12 protein-coding genes and 1 tRNA gene are annotated in these 14,173 nt (G+C 73.6%); 3 read left to right on the top strand and 10 right to left on the bottom strand.

The features are described 5' to 3' along the window. Positions 1-185: 185 nt before the first annotated feature. Positions 186-3,725: an AAA family ATPase gene (locus tag ACFYZY_RS22715; RefSeq protein WP_388697041.1), complete on the top strand. Its 3,540-nt coding sequence runs from the start codon at positions 186-188 to the stop codon at positions 3,723-3,725. Here ACFYZY_RS22715 and ACFYZY_RS22710 read toward each other — a convergent pair whose 3' ends face one another. The 8 genes from ACFYZY_RS22710 to ACFYZY_RS22675 form a co-directional block, all read right to left on the bottom strand. Next, complete coding sequence (locus ACFYZY_RS22710; RefSeq protein ID WP_388697039.1) at positions 3,726-4,025, bottom strand: NIPSNAP family protein; 300 nt, start codon at positions 4,023-4,025, stop codon at positions 3,726-3,728. Between the two features lie 59 nt (positions 4,026-4,084). Beyond that, entirely contained in the window at positions 4,085-4,219 is a 135-nt protein-coding gene (locus ACFYZY_RS22705; RefSeq protein WP_388697036.1) for a hypothetical protein, read from the bottom strand. Between the two features lie 745 nt (positions 4,220-4,964). Continuing rightward, a tRNA-Leu gene (locus tag ACFYZY_RS22700) sits at positions 4,965-5,052 on the bottom strand. Positions 5,053-5,477: 425 nt separating this feature from the next. After that, positions 5,478-6,128, bottom strand: a complete 651-nt coding sequence (locus tag ACFYZY_RS22695) for a class F sortase (RefSeq protein ID WP_388697034.1) — start codon at positions 6,126-6,128, stop codon at positions 5,478-5,480. Positions 6,129-6,271: 143 nt separating this feature from the next. Further along, entirely contained in the window at positions 6,272-7,021 is a 750-nt protein-coding gene (locus ACFYZY_RS22690; RefSeq protein WP_388697033.1) for a hypothetical protein, read from the bottom strand. A gap of 164 nt (positions 7,022-7,185) precedes the next feature. Next, positions 7,186-8,133, bottom strand: coding sequence for a beta-ketoacyl-ACP synthase III (locus ACFYZY_RS22685; RefSeq protein ID WP_388697031.1), 948 nt, complete (start codon positions 8,131-8,133; stop codon positions 7,186-7,188). Between the two features lie 254 nt (positions 8,134-8,387). Continuing rightward, positions 8,388-8,771 carry a (2Fe-2S) ferredoxin domain-containing protein gene (locus ACFYZY_RS22680; protein ID WP_388697029.1) on the bottom strand — a complete coding sequence of 128 codons (384 nt, stop codon included), beginning with the start codon at positions 8,769-8,771 and terminating at the stop codon, positions 8,388-8,390. Then, positions 8,768-9,289, bottom strand: coding sequence for an isochorismatase family protein (locus ACFYZY_RS22675; RefSeq protein ID WP_388697026.1), 522 nt, complete (start codon positions 9,287-9,289; stop codon positions 8,768-8,770). The genes ACFYZY_RS22680 and ACFYZY_RS22675 overlap by 4 nt, the downstream gene beginning before the upstream one ends. A 532-nt stretch (positions 9,290-9,821) precedes the next feature. On the opposite strand from ACFYZY_RS22675, the gene ACFYZY_RS22670 reads away from it, so the two are divergent. Beyond that, positions 9,822-11,645 carry an AMP-dependent synthetase/ligase gene (locus ACFYZY_RS22670; RefSeq protein ID WP_388697024.1) on the top strand — a complete coding sequence of 608 codons (1,824 nt, stop codon included), beginning with the start codon at positions 9,822-9,824 and terminating at the stop codon, positions 11,643-11,645. A 260-nt stretch (positions 11,646-11,905) separates the two neighbouring features. Next, a complete protein-coding gene (locus ACFYZY_RS22665; protein WP_388697295.1) occupies positions 11,906-12,700 on the top strand; it encodes an aldo/keto reductase in 795 nt (264 codons plus the stop codon). Between the two features lie 66 nt (positions 12,701-12,766). Here the strand turns inward: ACFYZY_RS22665 and ACFYZY_RS22660 are convergent, their stop codons facing one another. Then, the gene (locus ACFYZY_RS22660) at positions 12,767-13,684 is read right to left on the bottom strand and encodes a class I SAM-dependent methyltransferase (protein WP_388697021.1); all 918 of its coding nucleotides are present in this window, start codon (positions 13,682-13,684) and stop codon (positions 12,767-12,769) included. Between the two features lie 105 nt (positions 13,685-13,789). Next, a complete protein-coding gene (locus ACFYZY_RS22655) occupies positions 13,790-14,095 on the bottom strand; it encodes a 4a-hydroxytetrahydrobiopterin dehydratase (protein ID WP_388697020.1) in 306 nt (101 codons plus the stop codon). Positions 14,096-14,173: the final 78 nt, after the last annotated feature.

Raw genomic sequence — 14,173 nt, 5'->3', positions numbered from 1 at the left:
CTGTGGCCGGATCCGGCCCATGTCGTTGATCGAGTACTGCCCGCCCCGGAAGATGGTCACGAACCCTCTCGTCCATAGCGAGGGCCGAGGGAACGTGATGCCGGTTCTGCGAGGCCGGTAGATCGGGGGCAGGTCGTGTCGGTGAGCAGTGATGCGGTCGTGAGTGGTGCCGGATGAGACACCGGATGCAGGTGGCGCTTCAGGTCGTGCTGGCGCTGATCGCCTGCTTACTCGGCATCACCACCAACTACGCCACCAGCACGGACGACGCTCCGTGGGCGCTGCAGATCATCCAGCGGTTCTCGGTACCGGCGATCGGGCTGCTGGTGGTGGCCATGGTGGTCGGACAGGTCGTGGTGTACCGGCTGGAGAACCCCGCGCCGCCGCCGGCCGACTGGCCACGCGACCGGGTTCCGTATCCGGGCCTGGACGCGTACGACGAGGACGAGGCGGCCGTCTACTTCGGCCGGGAGGCACAGGCCGCCGAGCTGACGCGCAGGCTGCACGCCACCGCGACGGAACCCTCCGACCGCTTCCTTCTGCTCGCCGGAGCGTCCGGCAGCGGGAAGTCCTCGCTCGTGCGGGCCGGGGTGCTGCCCCGGCTGCGGGAGCGCCGCTGGACCGTCGTCCCGCCCTTCTCGCCCGGGGCGAGTCCGCTCGGCGCTCTGGCCGTGTCTCTCGCGGCCGCCGCCGGAGAGCGGGAGACGACCGGCGCCGTACTGCGGCGGCTGCGTCAGGGGCCGGACGCCCTGCGGGCCGAGCTGGCTCGGCTGCGCGGGGGGCGGTTCCGGCGGACGCTCCTCGTCGTCGACCAGTTCGAGGAACTCGTCACGCTGGCGGGTGAGCGCGAACGGGCCCACTTCCTCGACTCGCTGCGTGCCTGCCTGGAACAGGATCCCTCGATACGAGTACTGGCCACGCTCCGCGTGGACCTCCTGGGGAGGCTCCTCGGCACCGGTCATGCCGAACTCTTCCAACGACCCGTCGCGATCGGCGCCCTGGGCAGGGCGCAGCTCGGCGAGGTGGTGGAGGCGCCGGGTGCTCTGGTGGGTCTCTCCTTCGCTCCCGGCGTGGTCGACATGATCGTGGACGAGACGGGCACCGACGACGCCCTCCCGTTGCTCGCTTACCTCCTCCAGGAGCTTTACTTCACGTCCGGCCCCGGTGGAACGGTCACCGAGGAGCTGTACCAGCGGCTCGGCGGCGTACCGGGTGCGCTGGCGCGGCAGGCCGACAACACCGTGGCCGGCCTCGGTACGAGTGACAGCATCGACTTCGTCCTCCGGGTACTGCTGAAGTTCGTCACCGTGGAGGGGCAGGAGGTCGCCCGCCGCCACGTGCCGCTGTCGGATCTCACCGAGCGGGAGCGGCATGTGGTGGACGCGTTCATCGACGCCCGGCTGCTGCGGTCCGATGTGCGTGGGGACGCGTCCGCCGGCCGAGAACCGTACGCGCAGGTGACGCACGAGGCCCTGTTCCGGCAGTGGGCGCCGCTGCGACAGGAGGTCGAGGCGCGGGCCGAGCGGCTGCGGGAGCGTGCCGAATTGGAGCGGTGGGCCGAGGACTGGGAGAGGTCCGGGCGCAGTACCGACTACCTCCTCACCGGTGAACGGCTCACTGCGGCCCGGCGATGGCTCGAAGTCCTGGACGAGGCCGGGCAGGCGTCGGCGTCCGCCCGGGCGCTCGTCGAGGTTTCGCAGCGCCGGGATCTCGCCTTCCTCAACCGTGTCTCCGACGGCATCGGCCGGCAGGTGCTCGGCAGCGCGGAGGCCGAACCCGAACGTGCCATGCTGCTGTCGCTGGCCGCGCTCGGCGAGTGCGCGCCGACGCCCTCGGCGCGGCGGGGCCTGATGGCGGCGCTGGCCGCCAGCCATCTGCGCACCCGCCTCGACGGGCACACGGACACGGTGCGCGACATCGCCTGGTCGCCGGACGGGCGGCTACTTGCGACGGCGTCCCGGGACGGTACGGCCCGCGTCTACGACGCCCGGTCGGGACGGCCCGTACTGGTCCTGCCGTCCGACGGCGCGATGGTCGAGTCCGTCGCCTGGTCACCCGACTCGGCCCAGGTTGCCACCACGGGCCGGGACCATGTCGTGCGGATCTGGGACGCCGTGACCGGAGAGCCTGTACGGCTGCTCGCCGGGGCCGGGGACATCGGCAGACAGGTGGCCTGGTCGCCCGACGGGCTGCACGTCGCCGCCACGTTCAAGGACCGCGTGGTACGCGTCTGGGAGTCCTCGACCGGTCGGCTCGTACAGGAGCTGCGCGGGCACGGCGACGACGTCTGGGGTGTCGCGTGGTCCCCGAACGGCGGCCTTCTCGCCTCCGCCTCCCACGACCAGACGGTGATCGTGTGGGACCGGGCGACGGGAGCGGCCACCGTGACCCTGACCGGGCACACGGACTTCGTCGAGGGCGTCGCATGGTCCCCGGACGGGCGCCGTATCGCGACGGGTTCCGGTGACCACACTGCCCGCGTTTGGGACGTGGCGACGGGCGAACTCCGGCTTCTGCTGCGTGGGCACACCGACTACGTGTGGAACCTGGCCTGGTCGCCGGTCGGCCGGATGCTGGCCTCCGCCTCCTCCGACCGGACCGTGCGCATCGTCGACGCCGAGGACGCGAAGGTCCTGGCCGTGTTGCGCGGACACACCGACACCGTGTGGGGAGTGGCCTGGTCGCCCACCGGTACGCAGCTCGCCACCGGTTCGGCCGACGGCACCGGGATCGTGTGGGACCTGCGTCCGCGCGGCGCGGAGAGCACGCTCGTCGACGGGCACGAGGGCCCGGTGAACGAGGCCGCCTGGTCCGGTGGCGACAGCCGCGTCGCCACCGCGTCCGACGACGGCAGCGTGCGGATCTGGGACGCGGTGACGGGGGCTCCCGTCGGGCCCGTGGTGAGACTGGAGGACCGCGTGTGGAGCGTGGCCTGCTCCCCGCACGGCGACCGGCTCGCACTCGGCACCAACGACGGGCTGTTCCGGGTCGTGGACGGGACGGGCCGCACACTTCACGAGCGGCGTGGGGAGGTCGTCGAGGGATGCGCCTGGTCCCCGGACGGCCGGCGGATCGCAACCGGCGGGCACGACGGCGCCGTACGCGTCCTGTCTGCGCAGGACGGGACCGAGCTGACGAAATTCGAGGAACACCAGGACTGGGTGGGCCGGGTGGCCTGGTCACCGAGCGGGCGGCTGCTCGCCAGCTGCTCCGACGACCGGACCTGCCGGCTGTGGGACACCGGCGACGGCCGGCAGCTCACCGTCCTGCGGGGACACGACAACTATGTGGAGGACGCCGCCTGGTCCCCGGACGAGGCACGCGTCGCCACGGCCTCGGGCGACTGGACGGCCGCCGTGTGGGACGCGGTCACGGGGCGCCGCATCGACGTCCTGAAGGGGCACGAGGGGCGGGTCCGTGCCGTCGCCTGGTCGCCCGACGGCAGGTACGTCGCCACGGCAGGCGACGACCGCACCGTACGGGTGTGGTCCGCGGCCACCTTCGAGGAGGTCGGTGTCGTCGGCGTCCACCAGGACAAGGTGACGTCGGTGGCATGGTCCCGCGACAGCGCACGGTTGCTGACCGGGTCCGCCGACGGGACGGCCCGGGTGTGGCCCGCGGAGCCGGACTACGACCGGCTGGAGGCGGTCGCGAGGGGGAGGGTCTTCCGCACGCTCACGGAGGAGGAGCGGCGGCACCACATGCTGCCGCTCGACCACCCGTGATCAGTGGACCTGCTCGACCGTACGGTCGTCGGTGTGGACGAGGTAGTCGTCCGGGTCCAGGTTCATCGCCTCGCGCTCGGACGACGACCAGTACAGCGCGTTGCGCTCCTGGAAGGTCTCGGGGCCGTCGTAGGAGATCAGCCACACGAACTGGTTGTGCTCCCGCTCCACCCACGCCCCGCCGATGGTGAAGCCCAACTTCAGTCGTAGCGGCACGATCTCCTGCCGCCAGCGCTCCACCCACTCGTCGAGCATGCCGTCACGAACGGTGTACGTACGCAGTTGCGTGGTCCTGGGCATGGGGACGGCCTCCTGGCGCTCGGTTGTCGTGGCACACAGCCTAGGTAGCCCGATGGCCGTCACGAGACGTTCTCCAGGACGCTCAGTAGGATCAGCGCGTCCGAGGGGGTGCTTGTGGGTGGCGCAAGGCTCAACCGCACGTGCTTGAAGTGCTGCGGCTTCGTCGTGGTCGACCAGGACGGCCACGTGGTCACCCATAACAGGCTGGTGAGTCGCTTCCCCTGTCATGCCTCCGGTCAGCTCGCCGCACCCGTGTCGGTCGAGTGGGGACCCGGACCTCGACGCAGTCGGCAGATCGCGGGAATGGGCAAAGGCCACAGACAGGAAGGCCGAGCACCTCAAGCCCCATGGATGGGTTCCGAGTTATCGGGGCGAGCACCTGCCAACCATCGGATTGCCTGCCGACGGGTGGCTCACTGTCTGGTTTCCGACCCACACGATGTGGGAGCACGAGCGGAAACTCTCCGGTTGGACCGGGAGCGATCGATCGTTCGTTCCGGTGGGACGGCCGCCAGGGATGCTGGACGGTGGCCAGCACTCACTTTCCCGTCTCAGCCGGGAGTTGCTCCACAGGTACCCGAACGTCCTCACCGGCCGCGAGTACAACCCGCATGAAAGGTGCAACTCCTCCTGTCGGAACACCCAAGGTTTCCTGGGCACCTGTTCCTGCCTCGCCAAGTACCACGGCCTCGGGAAATGGCGAAGCGGCTGGAGGACTCCGGGTGAGTTCAGCGGTCGGCGCGAGGGGAAGCTCTGGCACTGGATGGCCGTTGCCGTTGCCGGCCGACCGTTCCGGCGCTCCCTCGCGCAGTGGGGCTGCGCGGCCCTGGAACGCCGCCCCTTACCCCCATCGAGCCGATCAGGGGATTCAAGACCCGGAAACGACGGATGGCCGGCCGAGTCGTACGACTCGGCCGGCCATCCGTCCACTTTTCCTACTGGTGTCCGAGGGGGGACTTGAACCCCCACGCCCGATAAAGGGCACTAGCACCTCAAGCTAGCGCGTCTGCCATTCCGCCACCCGGACAAGGTGTCTGTCGTCCCGGGGTTTCCCCCGCGGCGACAGAGATAACTCTACCAGGGGTTCGGGGCCCCTTTCACCAGCGTTTCCCGTGGTCAGTGGGGTGGCGGGAGGCCGTCGTCCCCGTTCCGGTCCCGCTCGTGCCGCCGCTTCCACGGTGCGCGATCGGACGCGTACCGGACGTGAGGGCGGCCGGAGGGGAGCCCGACGCCCCCCGACGCCGGCTCCGTGGGAGTCACCCTGGCCATCGTGGCCTGGTCCGGGCCAATCCCCCGCCCGGAGTCCGTCAGGTCGGCGCGGGGCCGACGGAGGCGGAGCGGTCCGGGCGGGTGGTGGTCCGGCGCGGGGTCGGCCGGCGGCCGGCGGGCAGCGGGCAGCGGGCGACAGTTCGGCGTAGGGCCGGTCGGCCGGTGGTGGTCGGTCGGCTCGCGTCAGCGGATCCCGGTCAGGCGGGCCGAGACGACCACGTTGCCCTCGTAGCCCTTCTCCCGCGTGAATGTGCCTCCGCAGGTGATCAGGCGTACTTCCGGCACACCGGTGTCGCGGTAGACCCGTTCGGCGGGGAAGCCCTCCTTGGGGACGACCTCCGTCCCGTACACCGTGAAGACGGCGGTCCTGCCGTCGCGGCGGCGGACCTCCACGCGGCTGCCCTTGCCGACGGCGCCGAGGGCGTGGAAGACGGCCGGACCGGACGGGGTGTCGACGTGGCCGACGACGACGGCGGTGCCGCGTTCGCCCGGAGTGACCGCGCCGGTGAACCAGCCGGCGAGCCGGTCCTCCTCCGGGGGAGGGGGCTCGATCCACCCGTCGGCGTCGAGACCGACCCCGGTGACGGGCGCGTCGACGCGGGCGGCCGGGACGCGGACCCGGACCGGAGGCGAGGCGGACAGCGGGCCGGGGGCGGGGACGAGCGCGGCGGTACGGGCGCGGGTGCCGTCGGGGGCGGCGGCCGGGAGGGGCTGCGGCGGGCCGTCCGCCCGGAGCTCCTCCACACCTCCGCGCACGAGGTGCACCCCGACGAGGAGGACGACGGCGACGACGCCCCAGGCGCCGCGCCGGTCCGTGCCCTCCGACCGTCCCACGTCCGCTCTCCTTCGTCGCCTTTCGTCGCCCTTCTCCGTCCGCCCCTGTGCCGCCGCCGTCCGTACGGGAATGGCGCCCCTCCGCCCCGGTCCTCGTCACACCGGGGCGGAGGGGCCGTTTCAGGTCCCCCCGGTTCCGGCCCTCAGGAACGGCCGCCGGTGTCGCGGCGGCGGGCCAGGACGACGGCGGCGCCGAGCGCGCCGACGATGAGCAGGGCGCCCGTCACCACCTCGGCCGTGAGGAACCCGTCGGAGGACTCCGCTCCGGAGGCCGTGGTCCCGTAGCCGGCCTTCACGCCCTTGTGCGCGGCACCGGGGGGCGTGTGGGTGGCCTCGCCGTGCCCGGTCGTGTGTCCCGCCGTGGGCCCGGTCGTGTGTCCCGCCGTGGGTCCGGCGCTGTCGTGTTCCCACGCACCGGCCGTGGGTTCGGCCACGGGCCCGGCGGGGTCATGTTCCCACGCGCCGGCCGTGGGCTCGGGCGTGGGCACGGCGCCCTCCTGGGCCCATGCCTCGCCGGTGTTCCCCGCGGTGCTTCCGCCGCTCTCGCCCTTGGCGACGGTGAGGCCGACGGTGCCCCGTTCGCCCCCGCAGTCGAAGGTGACCTCGTGCCGGGCGCCGGGCTCGGCGTCGGGGTCCACGGTCGCGGTGCCCGGACGGCCCTCGCCGAGGGTCACGGCGTCGAACACCCCGGAGGCGGCCGTCACGGACGGCGATCCGCAGCCCTCGGACGTGAGGGTGACGGTGCCGCCGGGGGCGACCGTCGTCGGGGTGACGGAGAAACCGAACGACGTGACGGCGGTGTCGTCCTCGGCCGCCAGGGCCACGGGGCCCGCCGTCAGCACGGCGGCGGCACCGAACAGGGCGGCGGCGGTGGCGACACGTATCGCGCGCATGGCGGTCCTCCGGATCGGACGAGGGCCCCGCCGCGGAGCGTTTCCACGGCCGGAAGGGGGCGGCCCTCACCGTGTTCGAAGCTAGGTCCGCCCCCGGCCCGCCGCCACCGGGATCCGCCGGACGGGGTACCGCCGCCGTCGCGGTCCGGCGGCCCGCCCCCCGGTCACGGGACCCGGATCACCTGGCCGGCATAGGAGAGGTTGCCGCCGAAGCCGAAGAGCAGGACCGGGGCGCCGGACGGCAGCTCGCCGCGCTCGACCAGTTTGGCCAGGGCGAGCGGGATCGAGGCCGCGGAGGTGTTCCCGGAGTCGACGACGTCGCGGGCGACGATCGCGTGCACGGCGCCGATCTTCGCGGCGAGCGGCTCGATGATCCGCAGGTTGGCCTGGTGCAGGACCACGCCCGCGAGCTCCTCGGGGGCGACCCCGGAGCGTTCGCACGCCTCGCGGGCGAGGGCGGGGAGCCGCTGGGTCGCCCAGCGGTAGACGCTCTGGCCCTCCTGGGCGAAGCGGGGCGGGGTGCCCTCGATGCGGACGGCGTGGCCCATCTCCGGGACGGAGCCCCACAGGACGGGTCCGATGCCCGGCTCCGCGCCGTCCGCGACCGCCTCGACGATCGCGGCGCCCGCGCCGTCGCCGACGAGGACGCAGGTGGTGCGGTCCGTCCAGTCGGTCACGTCGGTCATCTTGTCGGCGCCGATCACCAGGGCGCGGCGGGCCGCGCCCGCCCGTACGGTGTGGTCGGCGGTGGCCAGGGCGTGCGTGAAGCCGGCGCAGACCACGTTGAGGTCCAGGGTGGCGGGCGAGCCCATGCCGAGGCGGGCGGCGACGCGGGCGGCCGTGTTCGGCGAGCGGTCGATCGCGGTGGAGGTGGCGACGAGGACCAGGTCGATGTCGCCGGGGACGAGGCCGGCGGCGGCCAGGGCCTTGCCGGCCGCGTGGGCGGCGAGCTCGTCGACGGGCTCGTCCGGCCCCGCGACGTGCCGGGTGCGGATGCCGACCCGGCTGGTGATCCACGCGTCGTCGGTGTCGACGATGTCGGCGAGGTCGTGGTTGGTCAGCACCCTGGCGGGCTGGTAGTGCCCGAGCGCGGCAATGCGAGTGCCCGTCATGCTCAGGGACCCCCTAGGTGGTTCGTTCGTCCGGCAGGACCACCCAGTCTTGCCAGCGACTGATGGGTAACCGGTGACGTAAACCACCAACGTTCACCCGTGCCGCTTGGACGACCGTGACAAGGGGCCGGACGGGGCACGGACCCCGCCCCGCCTCCTCGTCCGGGCGGAACGGGGCGCGCCCGCGCGGGGCGGGGGCTGCCCCCCGTCTCGGCGAGGCGCCCGACGGGGAGGGCACCCGCGCGGGAAGGGGGTCAGTTCTTCGGCGGGTCGATCAGCTGGAGGGCGAGGGTCGCCGGAGGCGGGGCGATGCCGGGGCCGCCCGCCTCGGTCCAGGCGAGGATGTCGTCGAGGCAGTCGTCGTCCGCGGCGAAGCCGACCCACGCGGCCCGTCCGCCGCGCCGCCGGCCCTCGGTGGAGGGCTGTACGACGACGACGTTGGCCTGGGCGCAGGGGCCGAGGCAGTCGCTGGTGCGGACGATCAGCCGGCCGCCGGAGGCAGCGGCGGCCTCGCGGAACCGGGCGAGCTGGGCGTCGTGGTCGGTGCCGGGGTTCTTGCGGGCGTCGCCGCAGCAGCAGCCCCGGCAGACGACCAGGGAGCAGGGGCGGGCCCCGTACCGTATCGGGAACGGGGTCACTCCGGGCCGTCCAGGGTGATCGCCGCGACGGGGGCGACCGTACCGAGGCGGGGGAAGTCGAGCGCGACGGAGGCGTGGTGCTCGTCGGCGGTGAGGGCGGACATGGCGTCCTCCGCGAAGACGAGGTCGTAACCGAGGTCGCAGGCGGCGCGGGCGGTGGACTCGACGCCGAGGTTGGTGGCGATGCCGCCGAGGACGAGGGTGGTGACGCCGAGGCCGGAGAGCAGTTCGTGGAGACCGGTCTCGTGGAAGCCGCCGACGGTCCGCTTGACGACGACCGGGTCGCCGTCCGCGACGAGGTCGGGGACGAGTTCGCTGCCGGGCGGCTGGACGGCGGTGTTCGGCCGCTCGACGCGGAGGTGGACGACGGGGGCGCCCGCGTCCCGGAAGGTGTCGGCGAGCCGGGCGGAGGCGGCGAGGACGTCGGTTCCGGGGCGGGGGGCGAGGGGCAGCGCGACGATGCGCTCCATCAGGTCCACGAGGAGGAGCGCGGTGCGGCCGGGATCGAGTGCGGGCATGGAAGCACCGTAGCGGCCCGGATGATCATCGGGGGGTGGGCGGGGGTGTGATCCGGCCTACGGACGGGAGGGCGGGCGCGGCCTACGGGCAGGGGAACGGGCGGGGCGCGATCCGGCCTACGGGCAGAGGGACGGACGGGGCCCGATCCGCCCCACGGGCAGAGGGACGGGCGAGGCGCGATCCGGCCTACGGGCGGGGCGGACGGCGGAGTCCGCCGGAACGGGGCGGCCTCCGCCCCGGGGCGGTCCGCCGGCCGTCCGGGCGGTCCGCGTGGGCGGTGCGTACAGATTCCGTGGAGATTCGCGCCCGGAGGGCGCCCCGCGCGGCCCGCGACGGGTGGGCGGCGGTCCCGGAGCGACACTCCCACCCATTCTGACCTGTGCGAACACGAAATGTCCCGGCTTCGTGAAGGTTCTCCCACCGAGTGATGGGGTGGGGTACCGTCACCGGCGCCGTACGGAGCGGAACTACGGGCTTTTCCCGCCAGCGAGCAGCCTTCGGGCAGCCATCGAGCCGTCGAGGAGCAGGTCAGTGCGCGAGTTCACCGTGCCGCCCGTCGAGGCGGCGCCTCAGGTCGGCGGTCTGGCGGACGCCGTGTTCGAGCACGCCCTGGCCGATCCCGGGCGGATCGCCTTCGGCCGCAAGGGCCCGGACGGGAAGTGGCGTGACGTGACGGCCGCCGGGTTCCGGGACGAGGTGCTGGGGCTCGCGAAGGGTCTCGTCGCGGAGGGGGTGCGGTTCGGCGACCGGGTCGCGATCATGGCCCGCACCCGTTACGAGTGGACGCTCTTCGACTTCGCCCTGTGGACGCTGGGCGCGCAGCCCGTGCCGGTGTATCCGACCTCCTCGGCCGAGCAGGTCCTCTGGATGCTGCACGACGCGGAGGTCACGGCGTGCGTGGTGGAGCACGAGGACCACGCCATGACGGTCGGCTCGGTGGTCGACCGGCTGCCCCGGCTGCGGCGGCTGTGGCAGCTCGACGCGGGCGCGGTGGCGGAGGTGACGGCGGCGGGGGCCGGCATCGACGAGGAGGTCGTGCACCGGCACCGGCGGGCGGTGACCCCGGAGACGGTGGCGACGGTCGTCTACACGTCGGGGACGACCGGCCGGCCCAAGGGGTGTGTGATCACCCACGCCAACCTCATGTTCGAGACGGACATGGTGAGGGGCCGCTGGGAGCCGGTGTTCGGGTCCCGGCCGGAGGAGCGGGCCTCGACGCTGCTGTTCCTGCCGCTGGCGCACGTCTTCGGGCGGATGGTGCAGGTCGCGGCGGTCCGGGGCGGGGTGAAGCTGGGGCACCAGCCCGTGATGGCGGCGGCCGGGCTGCTTCCGGACCTGGCGGCCTTCCGGCCGACCTTCGTCCTGGCCGTCCCGTACGTCTTCGAGAAGATCTTCCGGGCGGCACGGCGCGCGGCGGAGAGCGAGGGCAGGGCGGGCCCCTTCGACAAGGCCGTGGAGGTGGCGGTGGCGTACGCGGAGGCGCTGGAGCAGAGGGCGTTCGGGCGCGGGCCGGGTCCGTCGGCGGCGCTGCGCGTGCAGCACCGGTTCTTCGACAAGGCCGTGTACGGGAAGATCCGGGCGTCCCTGGGCGGCCGGGTCCGGCACGCGATGTCGGGCGGCTCGGCCATGGACCGCCGGCTGGGGTTGTTCTTCGCGGGCGCGGGGATCTCGGTCTTCGAGGGGTACGGGCTCACCGAGTCCTCGGCCGCCGCCACGGCGAACCCGCCCGGGCGGGCCAAGTACGGCACGGTCGGGCAGCCGGTCCCGGGCACGACGGTGCACATCGCGGAGGACGGGGAGGTGTGGCTGCACGGCGGCCAGGTCTTCTCGGGCTACCTCAACGACCCGGCGGCGACCGCCGCCGTCCTGAGCGACGGCTGGCTGGCCACCGGGGACCTCGGCTCCCTCGACGAGGACGGTTATCTGACGATCACCGGGCGGAAGAAGGAGATCCTGGTGACGTCGAGCGGCAAGAGCGTCGTCCCCGGGGTCCTGGAGGACCGGGTGCGGGAGCATCCGCTGATCGCCCAGTGCATCGTCGTGGGCAACGACCGGCCGTACGTCGCCGCCCTGGTGACGCTCGACCGGGAAGCGGTGGAGCACTGGCTCGCGGTGCAGGGGCGGGCGCCGCTGGCCCCGGCCGACCTCGTCCGCGACCCTGCCCTGGAGACGGAGGTCCGGCGGGGCGTGGTGGCGGCGAACACGCTGGTCTCGCAGGCCGAGTCGATCCGGACCTTCCGGATACTGGCGCACCCCTTCAGTGAGGAGCACGGCCTGCTCACGCCCTCCCTGAAGCTGAAGAGGAAGGCGATCGAGCGGGCGTACGCGGCGGAGGTCGCGGCGCTGTACGGCTGAGCCGGAGGGGCGGCGCGGGCGGAGGCCGTGGCGCCGTACGGCCGGGCGGGAGCCCGCGGGCGGGGCGTCGGGGTGGGACTGTGACCCGTCGGCCCGTCGGCCCGTCGGCCCGTCGGCCCGTCGGCCGCGTCCGGAATGCGGAGCGGTCCGTGATCGTTGACGCTGGGAGTACCCCGTACGACTCAGAACGACGTAAGGAATCCCCTCACGTGAGCACGGACAGCAAGGTCCCCCCGGTCATCCTGAACAACGGCGTGGCGATGCCGCAGCTGGGATTCGGCGTCTGGCAGGTGCCGGACGACGAGGCGGAGAAGGCCGTGGCGACCGCCCTGGAGGCCGGATACCGCTCGATCGACACCGCCGCCGCCTACGAGAACGAGCGGGGCACGGGCCGTGCCGTCGCCGCTTCCGGCATCCCCCGCGAGGACCTGTTCGTCACCACCAAGCTGTGGAACGGCGACCAGGGTTACGACGCGACGCTGCGCGCCTTCGACGCCTCCCTCGACAAGCTGGGCCTCGACCACGTCGACCTGTACCTGATCCACTGGCCGGTGCCCGCGAAGGACGCGTACGTCGACACGTACCGGGCGTTCGAGAAGATCCACGCGGACGGGCGCGCACGGGCGATCGGCGTCTCGAACTTCCTCCCCGAGCACCTGGAGCGGCTGATCGGCGAGACCTCGGTCGTGCCCGCCGTCAACCAGATCGAGCTGCACCCCCAGCTCTCCCAGCGGGTCTCGCGCGAGGCGCACGCGCGGTACGGCATCGCGACCGAGGCGTGGTCGCCGCTCGGCCAGGGGCAGGGGCTCCTGGAGGTTCCGGCGATCGTCGCGATCGCGCGGAAGCACGACAGGACCCCGGCGCAGGTGGTGCTGCGCTGGCACCTCCAGCTGGGGAACGTGGTGATCCCGAAGTCGGTCACCCCTTCGCGCATCCGCGAGAACATCGACGTCTTCGGCTTCGAGCTGGACGACGAGGACCTGGCCGCGATCGCCGCCCTCGACGAGAACCGGCGGCTGGGCCCGGACCCGGCGGAGTTCAACGTCGGCGCCTGACGGCGCGGGGTCCCGCGGAAGGGGCGCGTCCCGTTGCGGGGCGCGCCCCTTCCCCGCTTCCCGGCGTCAGCCCTTGCGGGCGGTGTGGACCGTGCGGGCCGCGAGGTGGAACAGGTCCGTGCGGTGGTACAGGGACAGCGCGTCGTCCGGGTCGAGGAGCCGGTCGAGCGTCGCCTTGTCGTCCGGGTCGATCCGGGCGCCCAGGCCCTCCCGCAGGCGCTCGTAGTGGGCGACGGCCAGTTCCCGGACGAGCGGGGAGGCGGGGGCGGGGAGGTCGGTGAGGAAGGTGCGGGTGCCGGCCGGGGTGAGGCCGGCGGCGGCGAGGAGGGCCCGCCAGTCGTCCGGCTCGTCCTCGGAGCCGGAGAGGTCCGCGCGCATCTCGCCGAACCGGTCGGTGTGGACCGCGTCGAGCCGGGCCTCCAGGCCGGGCCGTCCGATCCCGATGTGCCGGGGCAGGTACCGGGTGGGCAGGCCGCCCTCGACGAGGACCATCAGACCGCCCGGTTCGAGAAGGCCCGCGAACTCCGCGAGCGCGGCGCTCTGGTCGCCCAGGTGGTGCAGGGAGTTGCCCGCCCAGATGATGTCGGCCCTGCCCAGGGAGCCGATGTCCCCGGGGAGTTCGGCGTGGAGGGTGGAGACCCGGGCGCCGAGTCCGCGTGATCCGGCGCGCTCCAGGGCCCGTTCGAGGAGTTCGGGGGCGCCGTCGACGGCGACGGCCTCGGCGGCCGGGAACGCCTCGGCGAGCAGGGCGGTGACGACGCCCGGACCGCTGCCGACGTCGAGGACCCGGCGGACGGCCTGCGCCGGGACGAGGGTGCCGAGCCAGGCGGCGGCGTCCGCGTAGGCGGGGCTCGCGACCTCCGCCTGCCGCTCCAGGAACGGGGCGATCCGGTTCCAGTCGGGGCGGGCGCCGCCCTGGTGGCCGTGCCCCTCGCCGTGCGCTCCGTGCGGGTGGTCCTGGTGGGGTGCGTGATGCCGGTTCATGGCTCCAGGGTGCGCCGGGGCGGCCGGAAGCGCGAGAAATCTTGCCGGTTCGGCAAGGCGCGGGAGCGTTCGCCCCCGTACGGGCGCGGTGCTCCCTCCGGCGGGTCAGCGGGCGCCGTGGGCCGGGGCGATCCGTTCGACGCGCTCGGCGAGTGCGAAGTCCTTCTCGGTGACGGCGCCGCCGGCGGAGTGGGTGTGCACGGAGAGGGCCACGGAGTCGTAGCCGAGCGTGAGGTCGGAGTGGTGGTCGAGTTCCTGCTGGATCCGGGCGACGTGGACGACGAGGGCGGTCGCCGCGAAGTGGTCGTCGAGGCGGTAGGCGCGGGTGAGGCGGCCGCCCTCGGCGGACCAGCCGGGAAGCTCGCGCAGACGGTCCTCGATCTCCTTCTGCGACAGCGGCTGTGCGGGCACGGCGGTGTTCCCTCCGGTCGGGCGGGGCGGGCGGGACGGGGTCCCGGGGGGGGAAGGCACCCGGGCCCGCCCTCTGGG

The organism is Streptomyces sp. NPDC001744, from assembly GCF_042892575.1.
Taxonomy (GTDB): Bacteria; Actinomycetota; Actinomycetes; order Streptomycetales; family Streptomycetaceae; genus Streptomyces.
Note: the sequence above shows the minus strand (reverse complement) of the source record. Positions and strands in the feature narration are given on the sequence as shown.

Bases quoted from the DNA above. Each gene is read 5' to 3' on its own strand.
- ACFYZY_RS22715 (WP_388697041.1), top strand. From the start codon at position 186: ATGCAGGTGGCGCTTCAGGTCGTGCTGGCGCTGATCGCCTGCTTACTC.
- ACFYZY_RS22710 (WP_388697039.1), bottom strand. From the start codon at position 4,025: ATGCCCAGGACCACGCAACTGCGTACGTACACCGTTCGTGACGGCATG.
- ACFYZY_RS22690 (WP_388697033.1), bottom strand. From the start codon at position 7,021: ATGCGCGCGATACGTGTCGCCACCGCCGCCGCCCTGTTCGGTGCCGCC.
- ACFYZY_RS22685 (WP_388697031.1), bottom strand. From the start codon at position 8,133: ATGACGGGCACTCGCATTGCCGCGCTCGGGCACTACCAGCCCGCCAGG.
- ACFYZY_RS22675 (WP_388697026.1), bottom strand. From the start codon at position 9,289: ATGCCCGCACTCGATCCCGGCCGCACCGCGCTCCTCCTCGTGGACCTG.
- ACFYZY_RS22665 (WP_388697295.1), top strand. From the start codon at position 11,906: ATGCCGCAGCTGGGATTCGGCGTCTGGCAGGTGCCGGACGACGAGGCG.
- ACFYZY_RS22660 (WP_388697021.1), bottom strand. From the start codon at position 13,684: ATGAACCGGCATCACGCACCCCACCAGGACCACCCGCACGGAGCGCAC.